Origin of the sequence: Pseudomonas allokribbensis (assembly GCF_014863605.1) — a bacterium.
Lineage (GTDB): Bacteria > Pseudomonadota > Gammaproteobacteria > Pseudomonadales > Pseudomonadaceae > Aquipseudomonas > Aquipseudomonas allokribbensis.
Genome location: NZ_CP062252.1, coordinates 3,751,378 through 3,771,733, shown reverse-complemented (window position 1 = coordinate 3,771,733; position 20,356 = coordinate 3,751,378). Strand labels below are relative to the sequence as shown.

Here is a 20,356-nt window from a genome sequence, read left to right as displayed (position 1 = left end):
GTGACATCCGTTCGGTCGTGCCCCTTGCCAACCGCCTATGTCCTAACAGCAGGTGGTTGCCGACCTGCAGCTCTTAAAAGGATCTCGTAGTGATGCTCGCTCGCCCATCCCGTCGTCGTACCAACGTCCAGTCTTTCAAGCGTGATGCCATGGACCCGGCATTGTGGCTGCTCAAGCCGCTGGCTCAGGCGGTGGCGTTGTGTCTGGTGGCAGGCAGTGCGCACGCGCAAACGGCGTTCAGCTCGGGCTGGTTTGCCGCCAAGGGCGCCGCCCAGCAAGCCGCCGCTGCAAGGCCCGGCACCGGTGGGTTACCGGGAATGACGCCGCCATTGGCGCAGCAACAGAAAGCCAATCAGCAATTGCAACGTTCGATTCAGACGTTGAACAACACCGTGGCCGCGATTGCCGCGCAGCAAGCGGCTCAGGCTGCCGGGCGCTCGGCGGCGTTGGGTACGGTGCAGTTTGTGCCGGATGGTCTGGGCGAGGGCGGGTTGAAGGTCGATAACAGCCTTGCCCAGGGTTGGCAGAATGCCAAAGGCCCGCAGCAGTCCCAGGCCGATGGCAAGACTACGGTGAAGATCGAACAGACCGCCGACAAGGCGATTCTCAACTGGGAAACCTTCAACGTCGGCCGCAACACCACGGTCGAGTTTGCCCAGCAATCGAATTGGGCAGTGCTCAACCGGGTCAATGATCCGAGCGCCCGCGCCAGTCAGATTCAGGGGCAGATAAAGGGCGACGGCACGGTGATGTTGATCAACCGCAACGGCATCGTGTTCAGCGGCAGCAGCCAGGTCAACGTGCGTAACCTGGTGGCCGCTGCCGCCAATATCACCGACATCCAGTTCCGTGACCGCGGCTTGTACTTCGACAGCAACGCCAGTCAGCCGACCTTTACCGACGCTGCCGGCAAGGTACTGGTAGAGCGCGGCGCAGCGATTGCGACTCACACGCCCGCGACGTCCACCGATGCCGGCGGCTATGCCTTGCTGCTGGGCAACGAGGTGCAGAACGACGGCAGCATCAACACCGCCAAAGGCCAGACCGTGCTCGGCGCCGGCGATCGTTTCTATATCCGCAAAGGCTCGGGCACCGAAGGCAACGGCTTCTCCACGACGTTCGGCAGTGAAGTCGTTCCAGGCTTCAAGGCTGGCAGCAGTGCCGGCAAGGTCAGCAACAGCGGTTTGATTCAGGCCGCCACGGGCGACATCACCCTGACCGGCCATGAGGTGCAGCAAAACGGTGTGCTGCTGGCCAGCACTTCGGTGGCAACGCGCGGCACCATCCACTTGCTCAACCCGGCCACCGACACCAACGGCAGCGTCACCCTGGGGCAGGGCAGCGCCACGGCGATCATGCTCGACAGCAGCGATCTGACGGCACTCGACAGTCAGCACAAAGCCGCGCTGACCGGTGTCAACGCCAACAACAAGGTGCGCGGCGACCAGTCGCGTATCGAGGTGCAGAGCGGCGGCAGCGTCGAGTTCCAGAACGGCTCGATCACGCTTGCCACAGGCGGTCAGGTCGCCGTGACGGCAGGGCGTCGCAGCCTGGTGCGTGACGGCGCGATGATCGATGTGTCCGGCGCCATCGGCGTAAAAGTCGCGATGGAATCCAACAACATCAAAATCAACGTACAGGGCAACGAGCAGCGTGATGCGTCGGTCAACCGCGAGAGCGGTGCGCTGAACAGCAATGACGTGTGGGTCGATGTGCGCGAACTGGTGTATGTCCCCGCCGGCACCAACGGCTATGCCACGGACCGCTGGTACACCGCCGGCGGCTTGCTCGAAGTCGGCGGCTATCTGGGCACGCAGAACCACAGCATCGGTGAGTGGATGGCGCAAGGCGGCCGGGTCAGTTTCGCCGGCAATGATGTGGTCACCGAGCAAGGTTCGTTGATCAACCTGTCCGGCGGTACGCTGGATGTACAGAGCGGCGAGATTCGCCAGAGCTGGCTGCGCGGTGCCGACGGGCATCTGTATGAAATCTCTCGAGCGCCGGGAGATATTCTTTACAGCGGTTTGTACAAAGGCTACGAGGACAGCAGCAAGCGCTGGGGCCAGACGAATTATTACTACAGCCCGCTGATCGCGCCGACCAAACGTGTCGAGTCGGGCTACACCGTGGGCCGCGATGCCGGGCAACTGGTGATTGCGACCAGCAGCGCCGTGCTCAACGGGCAAATGCTCGGCGAGGTGTATCAGGGTGAGCGCCAGACCCAGACATCGCGTGCTGTACTGGACGGTTATGAACAGTCTCAGACAGCCGTGGCGCGGCGTGCGCAACTGATCGTCGGCAGTTATGACCCGGCCTATGTTGCCTCCGCTGGCGGCCTGTTGTACGGCCTCAATCCAACGTTCGACCAGGTACGTATTGGCGGTGAGAAACCGGCCGATGGCAATGACCAGAATCTGCTCGCTTCAGTGTCCGAGGCGCGCAAAGGCAAACTGTTTCTCGATGCCGATCAACTCAACGGTTTCAGGCTGGGCGCTCTGAAAGTGTCTGCCAAAGACCTGATCGACGTTAACGATGCGCTCAAGGTCGATGCCGGCGGCGACATCACGCTGTACGCGCCGGATGTGCAGATCGATGCCGATCTCACGGCCCGCGGTGGCAGTGTGCGTTTGGGTAACGTGCTCAATCAGCTGCAGCTCAACAAGGTCGCTGACACGAAGATTTCTGCCGCGACAGGGCACGCAACCCGCGTCACTGTGGCTGACGGTGTGCAACTGGATACGCGCGGTCTGTGGAGCAATCTGGGCACCAACCCGGATGACGGCAGCCACCTTGCGTATTTGAACGGTGGCCTGATTTCGATCCGCAGCAGTGGCGATATCGACGTCCAGGCCGGGAGCTTGCTGGATGTTTCGTCTGGCGCCGCTGTGCTGGCGAACGGCAAGACTCGCGGCGGGAAGGGCGGCAGTGTGACGCTGGAGTCCAGCGCCAACGCCGCGCCAGGTAACACACAGCTCATCCTTGATGGTGATGTGCGCGGATACGGTGTCACCGGGGGCGGCACGCTGCTGGTACAGGCCAACAAGGTCATGATCGGGCAGACCGACCAGACGCTGGCCGAACGCACCTTGCAACTGCCCCCGAACCTGTTCGGCAAGGGCTTCTCGGCGTACAGCATTATTGGTTTGAACGGCCTGGAGGTCGCCGACAACAGCGTGCTCGACGTCACGATGCCGGTCTATCGTTTCGCTGAAGCGGCGTCGAAACAGGTCAGCGGCGTCGATCCGCAGACGGCACTGGAGTTGTGGACGCCGACGCTGTTCCAGGAAAATCCGACCAAGGCTGTGTTGACTCAACGAGGTGGCGCCAGCCTGTCGTTGCAGGCTGGATCGAGCGAGGCCGGCCTGATCGATCCGCTCAAGTCCGCGTTGACGCTTGGCGCGGGTTCACGCATCAGCGTCGATCCCGGGCAACGGATCGGTCTGCGCGGGCCGGGGCAGATCACGGTGAATGGCGAACTGAACGCGTGGGGCGGCACCCTTGATATTCGCCAGCAGCAGTTCGGCTTGAGCGATCCGGCCGAGAATGCCCTGGAAGCCGCCAATCAAGCCCATAACCGTTCGATCTGGATTGGCGAACGCGCCGTGCTGGATGTGGCCGGTCGCGCGACCACGGCAGTCGATGCACTGGGACGCGTCTACGGCCAGGTCGGCAAGGGTGGCAGCATCATCATCGGCGGTGAAATCGATGCGAAGAAGGCCACCGCCACGTCGGCCGACGCTTATGTCATCGTGCGCAACGGTGCACGTCTTGACGCTTCTGGCACTCAGGCGGTGCTGGACATCGCCGGTCAGGGGCCGACCACGGTTGCCACGGATGGCGGCAAGATTTCCCTGAGTTCCTACAACGGCCTGTTTATCGACGGCGATCTGCGGGCGGCGGCGGGCGGTGCAGGTGCTGCCGGTGGTCGACTGGACATCGCACTGGAAACGCCGATCTACAATCCCAACCTGGCCACCAACGAGGTACGCCTGCCAAGGGAACTGATCATTGGCCAGGGTAAGGGCGAGCCGCTGTTGCCGGCGGATCTTGAGCCCGGTGAGGCAGACCGGCAGTTGGTCTACGGTCGCACGCGGCTGAGTGCCGATGCATTGATGACAGGCGGTTTCGATCATCTTGGCCTGTTGAGCAACGGCTTGATTTCCTTCGACGGCGATGTCGACCTGCATCTGAATCAGAGCTTGAGCCTGTATGCCGGCGCCGTGTCGCTGGCCGAAAACTCGAAAGGAACCGCGCGAATCAATCTGTCTGCGCCTTACCTGCGAATGCTGGGCACGGGCGTCTATTACAGCTCCAACGCCGTCATCCGCCCAAGGGTCATGAATGCGCCGACACCGAACCTGTCGGCGGCGCAGTTCGTCGCCACGTCGAACCTGCTGGACATCGGCAACAGTCTGTCATTCGGTACGTCGGGTTCGATTGCGCAGCTCAATGGCCCGGCCCGGCAGGTTGGTCGCCGTGGCTTCGCCCAGGTTTCTCTCGCCAGTTCGGGTGACATGCGGTTTCTTGCCTCCACCACTGGAACACAGTCCGAACTCTGGGCGGCGGGTGACTTGAGCCTCAGCGCGGCTCAGGTCTACCCGGTGACTGGGGCGAGTGCCAGGGTGCGTGCCGGTTTTCAGCAGGAGACGTCACCCTCTGAAGGTACTCTGCGCATTCTCTCCAACGGCGCGGCGCCGACTGCGCTGCCTTACTCGGTGTTCGGCAATCTGACGCTCGCTGCCAGCCGCATCGAGCAAGGTGGTGTGCTGCGGGCGCCGCTCGGTTCGATCATGCTGGGCGAGAACACCAAGTCAGTGCTGACCCGTGAAGTCCAGCTATTGCCCGGCAGTCTCACGTCCGTCAGCGCTGCCGGGTTGGTCATGCCTTACGGCGGTACAACCGATGGCATCGACTATCGCTACAACGGCAACCCTGTAGCGCTCAAAGGGATTGTCGGCGCTTCGACGGGAGTGACCCTGCTGTCGCAATACATCGACGTCGCGCCAGGTGCCGTGATTGATCTTTCGGGTGGCGGCGACTTGCGTGGCGCAGGCTTTGTCTCCGGCCGTGGCGGTTCGACCGATGCGCGTTTCAACCCGTTGGTACGCAATGCCAATGACGGCACCTTCAGCCTGCCGGGGCTGGCGAGCAATCCGGTTTATGCCATCGTGCCGGGTAATCAGAGTGTTTATGCGCCGGTGCTCGCCGAGGCGGGGGCGGTCGATCCGCGTATCGGCCAGCAAATTACCATCGCCGCCGGTGTGCCGGGGCTGGCGGCCGGCACTTATACCTTGCTGCCGTCGACATTCGCCTTGTTGCCCGGTGCATTTCGCGTCGAAGTCAACGGTCAGGTCATGGGCGGGCAGACCGGTGCTGCGTTGCAGATGCGCAACGGTTCATGGACCAGCAACGGGCAGATGTCGATCGCCAACAGCGGTGTACGCGACAGTCTCTCCAGCGCGCTGATTCTGACCTCGGCCGATGTACTGCGGCGTTATTCGCAATACAACGAAACCGGCTTCACCCAGTTCATCAAAAACGATGCGGCGCGCCTGGGCGTGTCACGGGCGCTGGCGCCGATGGATGGCAAGTTGCTGGAGCTGCGTTTCAACAGTGGCGGGGACCGTGACATTGCCCTGGACTTCAACGGACAGGTGCTGTTCAAGCCGACCGAGGGCGGTGTGGCGGGTACCGCCGTTGTGCGTTCAGTCGATGGCACCATCGAGGTGTTGGGTGCGGGTCGACAGCGTACACAGGGTTTCACGGGTATTTCGCTGTACGCCGACAGCCTGAATCAAATGAATGCCGGGAGGCTGGCGATTGGCGCCTTGCCAACGGTGGACTACGGCAGTGGGGGCAATATTGTCACCTTCGCCAACAACATCGGCTCCGACAACATCACGGTGCGCGAAGGTGCCGTGCTTTCTGCGCCGGAGGTGGTTCTGCGGACTCGCAAGATCGACGGCACCATCACCCTTGAGGCCGGCGCGGGTATCAACACGCTGGGACGTGGTGACGCCCCGTTCGATTCAACCGACGGGTTTGTCTACGACCCCGGCAATGCCAGCCTGCTGCTGGTTTCCAATGGCTGGAACAGCGTGCTGGCACCGGCGAAGGCCGTGAGTATCAATGGAGCGGGCAGTATCCGTATCGGCAGCTGTTCGCTTGAGCCGTGCAGCAACCCGGCGATACTTTACTCCAACGGCAGCATCACCGCGGCGACCGACAATCAGTTTGAGCTGAGCGACGCGGTGCGTTTCGGCACACGCCACCTGGGGCTTGCGGTGGGTGCGATCAATGTCGGTAATGCGCAGGCGCTGACGGGTGCAGAAGGGCGCGTGCCAGTCGGCCTCACGCTGAGCCAGAACGTGCTTGATCGTCTGCTGCGGGGCGATACGCAATTCGGTGCTCCGGCGCTGGAGTCCTTGAGCCTGACAGCCCGTGACGCCTTCAACTTCTTCGGCACTGTCTCGCTCGATACGCTGGACCCGCAAACCGGTCGCAGCAATTTGCAAAACCTGATCCTGACCACACCGGCGATCTACGGACAGGGTGATGCCCGGGATGTCGCAACCATCCGTACCGCCAACCTGATCTGGAATGGTGCCCCGCAAGAGCCGGGTGCAGTGGTCAAGGGCGGGGCCGGCAGCGGTCACGGGACCCTCGACATCCAGGCGCAGCGGATCGAATTGGGCTATGGGCCAAGTCCGCAACCGAGTGGACTGGATCAGAACGATCGCCTGGCGTTGGGTTTCGCCAACGTCAATCTCACGGCCAGTGAGCGCATTACCGCCAACCACAAAGGCAGCCTGTCGGTGTACCAGGAACAGGGCGCGTATGACCCGGTCAAGGGCTACACCTACAGCGGCGGCAACCTTACGCTGCTGACGCCGTTGCTGACGGGCGAAGTAGCATCGGTCAACGCATTGAAGGCGGGCAACAATTTGACGCTCACCGGTACTGGTGGCGCTGCATTGGCCGATGCGCTGGGCGCAGAGCTGAGTCTTGAAGCGCGCAACGTCGTACTCGACGGCCGTATCGTGCTGGCCAGCGGCAAGCTGCAGGTCAAGGCAGAAGGCGACCTGAGCCTGACCGGCAACGCGCAACTGGATCTGGCCGGGCGCACCTTGCCGTTCAATGACGTGAAGAAATACAGCTGGGGCGGAGACGTGTCGCTCTATAGCCACAACGGCAACATTCGCCAGGCGGCGGGCTCACGTATCGACTTGTCGGCGCAGAACAATCAGGCCGGCAATCTCAGTGCTGTGGCACTGGCGGTGAATGCGGGGGAGGTCGATCTGCAAGGTGAAATCCTCGGTGCCAGCAGCGGCTATTACGATGCCGGCGGTACGCTGGTGCCGTACAAGGCTTCCGGTGTGGATATTCGCGCGCAACGGCTGGGTGGCGATTTGAATGAACAGTTCGCCGCACTCAATCAGCGCTTGAATGCCGGGCAGGTGTTCGGCAGTCGCAGCTTCCAGTTCAAACAGGGTGACCTGCTGATCGGCGACGGGCTCAAGGCCGGCGAAGTCAATGTGGTGGTGGACAATGGCAGCCTCACCATTGGCGGTCGTGTCGATGCCAGTGGTGAGCGGGTCGGCAGCATTCGCCTGTCCGGCAAAAACGGCCTGACCCTCTCCGGTAATGCCGTGCTCGATGCCCATGGTCGTGTGTTGCGGGTCGACAGCTACGGCAAGATCATCGACGCGCCGAACCGCGCCATGGTCGAACTCAATTCCGGTGATGGCTTGCTCACACTGGCCTCCGGTGCTCGGATCGATCTGCGTCATGGCACCGATGCAGTCAATGGCAAGCTGCCAGGGCAAAACGACGGGATGCCGCGCGGTACGCTGGAGTTGAACGCGCCACGGCTTGGCGTCGGTGATATCGCCATTGATGCCAGCGGTACGCTGACCATTGAAGGGGCGCGCTCCATCGGCCTCAATGGCGTGCGACGTTACGCGGATGCCCGCGATGGTGTCGATCCGGCCGCCAGCGGCCGGCCGTATCAGGTGATCGATCAGGCCATGTTCGTTCGTATCGACGGTGACAACACCACGTTCATCGATGCGGCGCTGGCCAACAATGATCTGCTGCAACGCAAGCTCGCCGGGCTCAACAATGCGTCCTACGCCGATGCGTTCCATCTGCGACCCGGTGTCGAGATCGTCAGCAAGACGGCCGATGGCGATCTGGTGGTAGAAGGTGATGTCGACCTGTCGCATTACCGCTACGCCAGCCTCAACCCGAACTCGCAGAAGACGCCGGTCTATGGCTCTGGTGAGTCCGGCAGCCTGGTGATTCGTGCCGGCGGCAATCTGGATATCTACGGCAGCATCAACGACGGTTTCGCCAAGCCCCTGGAAACCGTCGATGATGCTGGCTGGAAACTGCTGCCGGGTGTCCAGCCGTTTGGCGGCGACCTGATTGTACCGGGCAGCGGCGTGACTCTGGCCGAAGGCACTCTGTTTCCGGCGGGCACCACGCTCAATTACGACTTGCCGATTCAAGCGGCCACGCTGGCGGGCGGTACGTTGCTGCCGACCGAAGGCGTTCTGGTCAACGCCTATACGATCAGCGCCGGCACGGTATTGTCAGGCGCCGTGCATGATGCATCGGGCAACCTGTTGTACGCCGCCGGCACCTTGCTCAATGACCGCGTGACATTGCCGGCAGGCAGTCGGCTGGGGGCTGGCACTCGATTGAACGATGCCACCAGCCTGCTTGCCATGCTCTGGCCAAAAGATGTGCCGCTGCCTCGTGCGATCGGGGCGGATAACAACGCTGTGGGCGTTAAATTGCGCGGCCCGCTGGCGTTGTTGCGCGGCTCGCTGATTCCGTCCATGACCGACGTCGTACTTGCCGATGGCACTGCATTCATTGAGCTGCGCGGTTACTCAAGCACAACACAGCAGGGCAGCAACTGGGCCATCGCGAGCATGCTGGCACCGGGCAGCACGTCGTGGTCGATGCGCGTAGTGGCCGGCGCCGACCTTGAGTCCGCCGACAGCCGTGCGTTGAAGCCGCTGACGGCTGACGGCAATCTGCGTCTGGCGGATACCCATTACGGGTTGAAAGTGACCGAGAAAAAGCTCGACACCAAATGGGCTGAAGGCAACTCCAAGAACCGCCCGGCCGGTTCGGTCGTGACCGATGCCGATCTGCATTTCTGCGATGAAAATCCGGCGGACTGTGTCGCTCCCGCCAAGTTCCTGTGGGCCGAAGGCAACTGGTTGGGCAAGGAGCCGGGTACACCGATCAGTGAAGAGGATCTGTACTGGTGCGACATCGATCCGGGTGGCTGCATGCCGAACAAGGGTGGCATCGCTGTCACCACTCACTCGCAAATGTTCAGCGTGCTGCGCACCGGTACCGGCGATCTCGATCTGTTGGCGGCCGGCAACCTGAGCATGGATTCACCTTACGGTGTGTACACGGCCGGCACTCAGTCCAGCGACATCGATCAGCGATATAACCAGCCACGTGGACGTTTGACCGACGACAACTCGGTGTTGGGCAGTAAAGGGGCGGACTACGAAAAATGGGTCAATGGCGGTACCGAAAGTCTTTATCAGGCCTGGTACCCGACATTGGGTGGCAACCTGACGATCAATGCCGGCGGCTCGGTGTCCGGTGATGCGGTCGGACGTCGTGGGCCGAGCAACACGGCGGTCTATCGAGAGCAGGTGGCCAGCGCATCGGTGGGCAACTGGCTCTGGCGTCAGGGCACGGGCAACAGCAATGTGCCGACGGCGTGGTGGATCAACTTCGGCAGCTATGCTACCCAGCCGCTGCCTGGCGCGGGCAGTGATACCGCCCCTTACCTGGTGGGCTTTACCGGTTTCGGCGCACTCGGCGGCGGCAACGTCAGCCTGCGAGCCGGAGGCGATGCCGGTATGCTCAAGCCGCTGGGCGACAGCGTGACCAACCCACGCAGTCAGGGTCTGATCGTTGCAGTGGGCAGTACCGGGCGAGTGGGCAGTGATGGCAGCCTGCAATTGACCGGTGGCGGCGACATGGACATTCGCATTGGCGGCATGCTGAACCCGTCATTGCAGGCACGTGCCGGGCAAACCGGTACTGCCACGCCACGCCACGATTTGCAGGGTGCGTTGATCAACCTGCGCGGAGCGGCACAAATGTCGGCTGGCGCATCGGGTGCGATCAAGCTGCAGTATGGTGCTTACGCAACCTATCAGGACCCGCGCGAAACCCGGGCTTTCGATCCGTTTACCTCGACTCTGGGCAGTGCTTCCGGTGGGCTGGTGCTGATACCCGGCGACTCGGGCATGCGCTTGAGCACCCGTGGTGATCTGGTCCTCGGTGGCGCAGCCGACCCTGGGCGGGTCCAACTGCAGAACTCCACGCCGTTCACGGATGCAAACGGTGTTGTTCACGCAGGAGGCGGCTTGTCGGCTTTCTCGTTGTGGACCGATCACACGGCTATCGACCTGTTTTCGGCGGGGGGCAACCTGACGCCAAGTACCCAATTGGCCGAAACCGACTCGCAGGGGACTGTCCCGAATCTCAACACGTCCCCCACTGACGGACGCTTCGTGTATCCGTCGATTTTGCGTGCCGTGGCAGGGCAAGGTTCCATCTATGCCGGTGCTTCGGCCACGTTCAGTGAAAACGGGACGCCTGCCGCAACGAACTATTCACTCTTGCTGGCGCCTTCAAGGGCGGGGCAACTGGAAATGCTGGCCGGTGACTCGATCTACGCCGGTGGCTACGCGATCAATCAGTCCGGCGCCAGCCTGTTGGCCATTGCAACGCCGTTTGCCCCTGCGTTCACGGGGTATGCGCAATACACCGACAGCAGGCCGACAACGAGTAACTACAGCAACGATGGCATAGCACCGCGTCTGAACTCGCGTTATCCATTGTTCGCTTTTGGTGCCGACACCTACTCGGGATTGAGCGGCGTACAGGCACCGGCTCGTTTTTATGCATTGTCCGGTGATCTGGTGGGTGTGCGCAGCGGCGAAACCCTGTCTTTTGCAACCACACTGCGCACCTGGTACGAAGCGGCAGCACCGGTATGGATGCTGGCGGGGCGCGATATCGTGGCGTCGGGTGCCAATCTGGGCCAGCCGACAAGGGCGCCGAAGGAAATGGGGAATAACGAAGCCATCAGTTCTTCGGGCAACCTGTTCATTCACAACAGTGCGCATGACGTGTCACGGGTTTCCGCCGGCCGCGACATCCTCTACAGCAGCTTCGACATCGCCGGTCCTGGTCTGCTGGATATGAGTGCCGGGCGCAACATCCTGATGGAGGATCGTGCCGGCATCAGCAGTATCGGGCCGCTAGTGGCAGGGGATAACCGGCCTGGCGCCAGTGTGGTCATGCAGGCGGGTGCGGGCGCGCAGGGCGTGGATTATTCGCGGTTCATTGCGCATTACCTGAACTCGCAGAACCTTGCCAATCCTGATGTGCCCCTCAGTGGTCAACCGGGCAAGGTGGTCAAAACCTACCTCGACGAACTGCAGAGCTGGCTGACCCTCGGCTACGGCTTCAGCGGCAACGCGGAACAGGCGCAAGCCTTCTTCGCCGAATTGCCAAGTGTTGAGCAAGCGGTCTTCGCCCGTAAGGTGTATTTCGCCGAATTGCGTGCTGGTGGCCTTGAGTACAACGATGTCGATGGTCCACGCAAAGGGAGTTACTTGCGCGGTCGCAACGCCATTGCTGCGCTTTTCCCGACCACCGATGTGGCCGGCAACCCGATCCGTTACGACGGCGATATCACGCTTTACGGCGGCGCCGGGGTCAAGACGCTGTTCGGTGGCGACATCCAGATGCTTACGCCGGGCGGTGGTCAGGTGTTCGGCATCGAGGGCGCGGCGCCGCCGTCCACGGCGGGCATCATCACCCAGGGCTCGGGCAACATTCAGCTCTACTCCCAGGGCAGCATTCTGCTGGGGCAGAGCCGGATCATGACCACGTTTGGCGGTTCGATCCTCGGCTGGTCCGCCGAGGGCGACATCAACGCCGGTCGCGGCTCGAAAACCACCGTGGTCTACACACCGCCGAAACGCGTGTACGACACCTGGGGCAACGTGACCCTGTCGCCATCGGTGCCGAGCACCGGCGCCGGTATCGCCACGCTCAACCCGATTGCCGAAGTGGCACCGGGGGACATCGACCTGATTGCGCCGCTGGGCACCATCGATGCGGGCGAGGCGGGGATTCGCGTCTCGGGCAACGTCAACATCGCCGCGCTGACGGTGGTCAACGCCGCCAACATTGCGGTGCAGGGCAAGGCGACCGGTGTACCGGTGGTCTCGGCGGTCAACACCGGGGCGATCACCTCGGCCAGCTCGGCTGCGTCGTCGGCGACCCAGGCAGCGGAAGACGTCGCCCGTCAGCAGCAAGCCGCCTCGCGCCAGAACCAGGCCTCGGTGTTCACCGTGCAGGTGCTGAGCTTCGGCAACGAACAACTGGCCCCGACCCGCGATGGCGCCAGCCGCGCACCGACACCGGGCTACAACCCCAACAGCCCGGTGCAGGTGCTGGGCGCCGGGGCGCTGGATGAACAGGCGAAACAGCAGCTGACGGAGGAGGAGCGGGGGCAGCTGACGTTGTAAAAGGACTCTCGTGTAGTACGCTTCGGGCGGCCATTTGGCCGCCCTTTTTTTATGGCGATGAGGTCCGTGGGTATTGTCGTCGGGTGTGGACTAACGTCAGTATTCTGATGCGCCCGTTCACCCGATAGACCAGCAGATAGTTTGGATTGATCACCATTTCCCGAGTGCTTGGCACTCGACCGGACCGGTAACCATAGGGGATTGATGAAAGCCTTTTCGTTGCTGCACCAACCTTGTGTTGCAGAGCAACTGAAGCGTTTGAGTTGTATTGTTCAATGTAATCAATAATGTCAGCCAGATCGTTCAGAGCTTGATCGCTCCATTCAAGCAGCAGCGCGGCGCTTCCTGCGCATCTCTTCCAGCATCTGGTCGAGCATTGCCATAGCTTCATCATGTGGAATGCCGGGGCTGGGGTCATCGAGTGCCTCCTGCACCTTGGCACGAAACCAGCGATCGTAGCTCTCTGCCTCTTCTTCGGATTCGAAGTCAGAGTAAAACGGGGAATGCAATATGCTCATAGTGATCTCCGTGATCAATTTCAGCAGTCTAAGGGGGGATTGGCCCATTGTCGTCACTGGCAGACGATGCACTCCATGAGCCCTTGAAGAACCATGAAGCTGCGGGATCCAGTATCTGCAAACACCCCCTTTGAAATCTGCCGGACGTTTCTCTCCGTTGTCCGGCAATCTCGACCGCCGCTGTAGGCCTATTCCTCCTCTTTGTTTTTCAGGTTTCCAGCCTACAAATCTGCGCGCGCCTTCCTACAAATGCACTCAGAACGCATACGGAATACTCACTTTCGCCCACAACATTTCCCCCTCCGGCCGGTTCTCCACGTCGAATTCCTTGGCCCAGCGAATCTCCGCGCTGGCGTACTTGAGGAAGGTGAAGTGCAGCGCCGGGCCGATGGCGAACACCTTGCCGCGTACGCCGTCATCAACGTCCTGACCGGCGAACTGCACGGTGTGACCGAACTGTTTGTCGTCGGTGGTTTGCTTGAGGTAGTAGCCGTTGATGCCGAGCATCAGGTCGTCGGTGATCTTGTAGCTGGCCGAGTAATCGAAATGGAAGATCTGCCCGGATTTGTAGTCGGTGTCCTTGTTCTTCTCGTTGAAGCTGTAGGTGGTCTTCATCGAGACTTCGGTCTTGTCTGTCGGCAGCCAGGTGAAGGAGAACAGTGGTTTGTAGGTGTAGAAATTGTTGCTGGTGTTAGCCAGGCGATCGACGCTGTATTCACCGGTGGGCACGGTGATTTCCAGAGCGGCGCCGAGGGTCAGGTTCTTGCCCATGTCCCAGAGGATGATCGGCGCGATGGTGGTATCGCCCATGCCTTCGCGGGTATCGCTCAGGCCGAACACCGACACTTCCTGTTTCAGCCACGGCTGGGCGATGTAACCGGCGAGGCGTCCGCCGAACACCCGTACCGGGCTCAGGTAGTCGATACGCGGGATGACGGCGGTGGATTCGATCTCGACATTCGGCACCTTGCCGCCGAACGAGCTGATGTTGAGCTTGGTCGCCTTGTAGTGGTTGTAGTAGAGGTTGAAGGCAACCATGTTCTCGGGAAGGCTGTCGACTTCCAGCGGCAGCATGAAGAAGCCGTCGGTGCCGGTGCCGATGTTGTCGACACCGGCTTCGGTGGCCAGCGCCGGCAGGGTCACGGCGCAGCCGAGCAGGCTCAGCACCAGTCGCACAGGGAATGTCGCGCGGTTCGGGGTCATGTCCGTCCTCATTATTATTGTGTTTGGGCGCACCGCCGGCGCGCAGGACGCCCGGCCACTATAGAAATAAGCCCTTGGCGCACAGCGGGGCAGGGTATTGGCGGACACAGAAGGGGACTTCTGCGGACAGTCCGCCAACCCTGTGCTAACTTCCTTCGACATAACCGGTTACAAAAATAACAATTCAGCGTGATCCGGAATGTCAGCCCCCATGAATGTAAAAGTCCAAGACCCCACCTTCGAACTGGCGCTGGTGTCGCCGTTTCTGCTGCAGACCCTGGCCGAAGTTGCTGCCAACAAGGGTATTGAGGCCGAAAGCCTGTGCCGTGGCCTCGGTTTCACTTTCGAAGACCTGCAGGATCCTTCGCAGCGGATCTCCTACCGCCAGGCCGTGGCCATGATTCAGCGGGCGCTGAAGGCTTTGCCCAATCAGGGGCTGGGCCTGTGGGTTGGCGCGCAGAACGTGCTCGGCACCCTCGGTCTGCTCGGGCATGTGCTGTCGCTGTGCAAGAACCTGCGCGATGCGTTCGAACTGGGGATTCGTCATCAGCACACGTCCGGCGGGATTGTCGTTTCCAGCGTCGATGTCGTGGGCGAGCAGGTGTACCTGGACGTGGAATGCCGCTTGCCGTTCGCCGAGGTGCAGGTGTTTGCGGTCGAAGAGTTTTTCGCCAGCCTTTTGGTCTACGGCCGGGCGCTGGTGGGCGAGACGTTCAAACCGATTGCCGTGGAGTTCATGCACGCGGCGCCGGATTACGTTGATGAATACCGGCGGCTTTTGGGGCCGGACGTACGCTTCGGTTGTCTGCACAATCGCATGCTGATCGATGTGCAGTGGCTGGATGTGAACCTGCCCAATCATCATTCGCTGGCGCTGCGTCAGGCGGTCACACTGCTGGAGCTGGAAGCGGCGCAAGTCCACCAGAAGCTCGATCTGATTCAGGCCGTAGAGCGCGCCATTGCCCGGGACCTGAGCCGGGGCAGCCACATCGAAAAGATCGCTGGCGACCTGAACATGAGCAGCCGCACCTTGCGTCGGCGGCTGACCGAGCACTCGCTGACCTTCGAAGCGCTGCTGGAGCAAGTGCGTCAGGCGCGCACGATGAGTCTGCTGGCCAATCCCGACATGCCCATCGAGCGCATCACCGAAGAAGTTGGCTACAGCGACGTGCGCAGCTTTCGCCGGGCGTTCAAGCGCTGGACGGGCAAGAGCCCGAGCGCGTGGCGCAACGAGTGCGTCATCTGATCCCACACAAACCCTCCGGCTACAGTTAAACTCCGCGCTCTTTCCCAAGGAGTTCACATGAGTTACTACCAGCCGGGCATCCTCGCCACCCCTGTTCCGCCGCAAGCACGTCACCTGTTTTTCGCCCTCGAATCGGTGGAAGCACTGCCGCAGGCGATCGACAACCTGCTGAACCTGGTGGACAGCAAGTCGGCGGTGGTCGGTTTCGGTGAATCCTTGGCCAAGGCCCTGAATGTGAACATCGACGGCCTGCGCAGCTTCCCGGCGCTGACCGGTGTCGGCGTGGAAAACCCATCGACCCAGCACGCCCTGTGGGTCTGGCTGCACGGCGTCGACCGTGGCGAGTTGCTCAACCGCAGCACCGCGCTTGAGGCCGCACTGGCCCCGGCGCTGCGTCTGGTTCAGATGCAGGAAGCCTTCCGTCACAAGGACGGTCATGACCTCACCGGTTATGAAGACGGCACCGAAAACCCTCACGACGAAGCCGCCATCGCCGCCGCACTGCAAAGTGAAGGCGCCGAAGGTCTGGTGGGTGGCAGCTTTGCCGCGATCCAGCAGTGGCAGCACGACCTCAAGGGTTTCCATGCACTGTCCGCCGAAGACAAAGACAACATCATGGGCCGTCGCCTGAGCGACAACGAAGAGCTCGACGACGCCCCGGTGTCCGCCCACGTCAAGCGCACCGCCCAGGAAAGCTTCGCTCCGGAAGCCTTCGTCGTGCGCCGTTCGATGCCGTGGATCGAAGGCGACCGCGCCGGTCTGATGTTCCTGGCGTTCGGTTTCTCCCTCGACGCGTTCGAAGCGCAACTGCGCCGCATGAGCGGTCTGGAAGACGGCATCACCGACGGTCTGTACCGCATCAGCCGGCCGATCACCGGCGGTTACTACTGGTGCCCGCCGCTCAAGGACGGCCACCTCGACCTGCGCGCCTTGCGCATCGGCTAAGAATCAAGGAAGGGCAATGAACGTGGTGCGTTGGGGCATGATCGGTTGCGGCAGCGTCGCCGAACGCAAGAGCGGGCCGGCCTTCTACAAGGCCCCCGGTTCGGCGTTGGTGGCGGTGATGGGGCGACGTCTCGAAGCGGTGACCGATTACGCCACGCGCCACGGCATCGCCCGGACTTACACCGACATCGATGAGCTGATCAACGACCCCGAAGTGGACGCGGTGTACATCGCCACGCCACCCGACAGTCACCACGCCTACAGCCTGAAAGTCGCTGCCGCCGGCAAGCATTGCTGCGTGGAAAAACCCATGGCACTCAACGCCGGGCAAAGCCGCGAAATGCAGCAGGTGTTTGCCGATGCCGGTCTGCACCTGTTCGTCTCCTATTACCGCCGTTCGTTGCCGCGTTTCCAGCAGGTTCGGCAGTGGTTGGAGCAGGGCCGCATTGGCGAAGTGCGGCACTTGAGCTGGACGCTGACCAAGGCGCCATCACCGAAGGATCTGGACGGCAGCACCAACTGGCGCACCGATCCGGCGGTGGCGGGGGGCGGGTACTTCGCGGATCTGGCCAGCCATGGTTTTGACCTGTTCCAGTACCTGCTCGGCGATATCGTTGAAGTCGCCGGATTCACGGCGCGTCAGGCCGGGTTGTACGCGGCGGAGGATGCGGTCAGCGCCAGTTGGCGATTCGCCTCGGGCGCGTTAGGCATGGGGTGCTGGAGCTTTGTTGCAGATCGCCGTGAGGATCGGGTCGAGATCATCGGCAGCCAAGGGCGAATCGGTTTTTCGGTGTTCGATGAGCATCCGGTCGAGTTGCATGCCGATGAGTCGCTCAGCCTCATCATCGACCATCACGAACACATCCAGTGGCATCACGTACTCGGCATGAACGCGCAGATTCGCGGTGAGTCCCGGCACCCGGCAGTCGCCGCCGAAGCACTGAAGACCGATTGGGTCATGGATCAGATCCTCAAGCGCCACTGAAGGCGCATCTAAGGTTATGCCCAAACAATATTTCTCAAGCTTGTCATAACGTCTCTAAGATCACGTCATAACTCGTTATGACAAGTGATTCCGTGATGACTGATAACGTTCTCTCCCTGGGCAGCGTCCCGCTGCACACCCAACTGCGCGACGTGCTGCGCGCCCGGATTCTCGACGGCGAATACCCGCAAGACAGCCAGATGCCGTCCGAAAGCGAGCTCGGCACGCTGTTCAAAGTCAGCCGCATCACCGTGCGCCAGGCCCTGGGCGATCTGCAGAAAGAAGGGCTGATCTTCAAGATCCATGGCAAAGGCACCTTCGTCGCCAAACCCAAGACCTTCCAGAACGTCAGCACCCTGCAAGGCCTCGCCGAGTCCATGACCGGCCGTGGCTACGAGGTGATCAACCGCCTGCGCAGCTTCAAATTCATCGCCGCCGACAAACTGGTGGCCGAGCGTTTGCAGGTCGCGGAAGGCGAGATCGTCGCCCAGATCAAACGCGTACGCCTGATCAACCGCGAGCCGATTTCGCTGGAAATCACCTACCTGCCCAAAGCGGTTGGCGAACGGCTGGAGAAGGCCGATCTGGTCACCCGCGACATCTTCCTGATTCTGGAAAACGACTGCGGCATTGCCCTCGGCCACGCCGATCTGGCCATCGACGCGGTGCTGGCCGACAGCGACCTGACCCAGGCGCTGAACGTCGAGGCCGGCTCACCGATCATGCGCATCGAGCGTCTGACCCACGACGCCTACGGCCAGCCGCTGGACTTCGAACACCTTTACTACCGCGGCGATGCGTTCCAGTACCGCCTGCGGATCGACCGGCAAAAAGGGGCGTGACATGACCCGCAATACCTTAGAGCAGGAATACGACATCGTCGTGATCGGCGGCGGCACCGCTGGCCCGATGGCGGCGATCAAGGCCAAGGAAAAAAACAAGGAGCTGCGCGTGTTGCTGGTCGACAAGGCCAACGTCAAGCGCAGCGGCGCGATCAGCATGGGCATGGACGGCCTGAACAACGCGATCATCCCCGGCCACTCGACGCCGGAGCAGTACACCAAGGAAATCACCATCGCCAACGACGGCATCGTTAATCAGGCAGCGGTGTACGCCTATGCCACCCACAGCTTTGAAACCATCGAGCAGCTCGACCGCTGGGGTGTGAAGTTCGAGAAAGACGAAACCGGCGATTACGCGGTGAAGAAAGTCCACCACATGGGCGCCTACGTGCTGCCGATGCCGGAAGGGCACGACATCAAGAAAGTCCTGTATCGCCAGTTGAAGCGGGCGCGGGTGAGCATTACCAATCGTCTCGTCTGCACCCGTTTGCTGACCGACGAGGAGGGCGCCGTCAACGGTGTGATGGGGTTCGACTGCCGCACCGCCGACTTCCATGTGATCAAAGCCAAGGCAGTGATCCTCGCCTGCGGCGCCGCGGGGCGACTCGGTCTGCCGTCCTCGGGTTACCTGATGGGCACCTATGAAAACCCGACCAATGCTGGCGACGGCTATGCGATGGCGTATCACGCCGGGGCGGAACTGGCGAACCTCGAGTGCTTCCAGATCAACCCGCTGATCAAGGACTACAACGGCCCGGCCTGCGCCTACGTCACCGGCCCGCTCGGTGGCTACACCGCCAACAACAAGGGCGAACGCTTCATCGAGTGCGACTACTGGAGCGGGCAGATGATGTGGGAATTCCACCAGGAACTGGAAAGCGGCAACGGCCCGGTATTCCTGAAGCTCGATCACCTGGCCGAGGAAACCATCCAGAACATCGAGGAAATCCTCCACAGCAACGAGCGCCCGAGTCGCGGCCAGTTTCACGCCAATCGCGGCACCGACTACCGCACGCAGATGGTCGAGATGCACATCTCGGAAATCGGTTTTTGCAGTGGCCACTCGGCGTCCGGCGTGTGGGTCAACGAGCGCGCCGAGACCTCGGTGAAAGGTTTGTATTCGGCGGGTGACATGGCCGCCGTGCCGCACAACTACATGCTCGGCGCGTTCACCTATGGCTGGTTCGCCGGCCACAACGCGGCGGAATTTGTTGCCGGGCGCGAGTTCTCCGCTCTGGATGCCGAGCAGATCGAGAAGGAAAAGGCCCGGGTCTATGCACCGCTGGATCGCGAGCACGGTCTGCCGCCGGCCCAGGTCGAGTACAAGCTGCGGCGCTTCGTCAACGACTACCTGCAACCGCCGAAAGTGACCAAGAAGATGGAAATCGGCCTGCAGCGTTTCAGTGACATCGAACGCGATCTCAACGAGATGAAGGCCAACAACGCCCACGAACTGATGCGCGCCATGGAAACCAGCGTGATTCGCGACTGCGCCGAAATGGCCGCCCGGGCCTCGCTGTTCCGCGCTGAAAGCCGCTGGGGCCTGTACCACTACCGCGTCGATCACCCGCAACGGGACGACCGCGAATGGTTCTGCCATTGCCACCTGAAGAAGGGCGAAGACGGGCGCATGACCAGTTTCAAGAAAGCCGTCGAGCCTTACATCATCCCGCTCGATGCCGAGGAAATGCAGGCTTACGACCGCTTGCGGGTCGGCGCTTTCGCCGCTTGAGGCATCACTAGAGAGAGTCCGAACCATGGCCTACCAAGCCCAGGAAATCTTCTTCCGCTCCAACGCCCCCGTCACCGTGGACGAGGATAAATGCATCGCCGAAAAGGGCTGCACCGTGTGCGTCGACGTCTGCCCGATGGACCTGCTGGCGATCAACCCGGCCACGCAAAAGGCCTATATGGCTTTCGACGAATGCTGGTACTGCATGCCGTGCGAAAAGGACTGCCCGACCGGTGCGGTGAAAGTCGAAATCCCGTATCTGCTCCGCTAAAACGCTATCCGGCAACACCGGACGCCT

The 20,356-nt window shown here is 61.7% G+C and carries 10 protein-coding genes; 7 read left to right on the top strand and 3 right to left on the bottom strand.

Annotation, left to right across the window (positions count from 1 at the left end; translation table 11 throughout):
* Positions 1-92: 92 nt before the first annotated feature.
* Positions 93-12,587 (top strand): filamentous haemagglutinin family protein, encoded by a 12,495-nt coding sequence (locus IF199_RS17040; protein WP_192558188.1) that lies wholly within the window; start codon positions 93-95, stop codon positions 12,585-12,587.
* A gap of 49 nt (positions 12,588-12,636) precedes the next feature.
* On the opposite strand, the gene IF199_RS17035 is transcribed toward IF199_RS17040, so the two are convergent.
* The 3 genes from IF199_RS17035 to IF199_RS17025 form a co-directional block, all read right to left on the bottom strand.
* Positions 12,637-12,978 carry a type II toxin-antitoxin system RelE/ParE family toxin gene (locus IF199_RS17035; protein ID WP_192560966.1) on the bottom strand — a complete coding sequence of 114 codons (342 nt, stop codon included), beginning with the start codon at positions 12,976-12,978 and terminating at the stop codon, positions 12,637-12,639.
* On the bottom strand, positions 12,911-13,105 hold the full coding sequence (gene relB / locus IF199_RS17030) for a type II toxin-antitoxin system RelB family antitoxin (protein WP_192558187.1): 195 nt from the start codon (positions 13,103-13,105) through the stop codon (positions 12,911-12,913). The genes IF199_RS17035 and relB overlap by 68 nt, the downstream gene beginning before the upstream one ends.
* Before the next feature lie 255 nt (positions 13,106-13,360).
* The gene (locus tag IF199_RS17025) at positions 13,361-14,308 is read right to left on the bottom strand and encodes a SphA family protein (RefSeq protein WP_192558186.1); all 948 of its coding nucleotides are present in this window, start codon (positions 14,306-14,308) and stop codon (positions 13,361-13,363) included.
* Positions 14,309-14,519: 211 nt separating this feature from the next.
* Between IF199_RS17025 and IF199_RS17020 the strand changes: the two genes are divergently transcribed.
* The 6 genes from IF199_RS17020 (at position 14,520) to IF199_RS16995 (ending at position 20,329) form a co-directional block, all read left to right on the top strand.
* Complete coding sequence (locus IF199_RS17020; protein ID WP_192558185.1) at positions 14,520-15,554, top strand: AraC family transcriptional regulator; 1,035 nt, start codon at positions 14,520-14,522, stop codon at positions 15,552-15,554.
* Between the two features lie 57 nt (positions 15,555-15,611).
* Positions 15,612-16,499: a Dyp-type peroxidase gene (locus IF199_RS17015; protein WP_192558184.1), complete on the top strand. Its 888-nt coding sequence runs from the start codon at positions 15,612-15,614 to the stop codon at positions 16,497-16,499.
* A 16-nt stretch (positions 16,500-16,515) separates the two neighbouring features.
* Positions 16,516-17,484, top strand: a complete 969-nt coding sequence (locus tag IF199_RS17010; RefSeq protein ID WP_192558183.1) for a Gfo/Idh/MocA family protein — start codon at positions 16,516-16,518, stop codon at positions 17,482-17,484.
* A 95-nt stretch (positions 17,485-17,579) separates the two neighbouring features.
* On the top strand, positions 17,580-18,326 hold the full coding sequence (locus tag IF199_RS17005) for a GntR family transcriptional regulator (protein WP_192558182.1): 747 nt from the start codon (positions 17,580-17,582) through the stop codon (positions 18,324-18,326).
* A gap of 1 nt (position 18,327) precedes the next feature.
* Complete coding sequence (locus IF199_RS17000) at positions 18,328-20,058, top strand: fumarate reductase/succinate dehydrogenase flavoprotein subunit (protein WP_192558181.1); 1,731 nt, start codon at positions 18,328-18,330, stop codon at positions 20,056-20,058.
* A 25-nt stretch (positions 20,059-20,083) separates the two neighbouring features.
* Complete coding sequence (locus IF199_RS16995) at positions 20,084-20,329, top strand: 4Fe-4S dicluster domain-containing protein (protein ID WP_007959413.1); 246 nt, start codon at positions 20,084-20,086, stop codon at positions 20,327-20,329.
* The last annotated feature ends 27 nt before the right edge of the window (positions 20,330-20,356 follow it).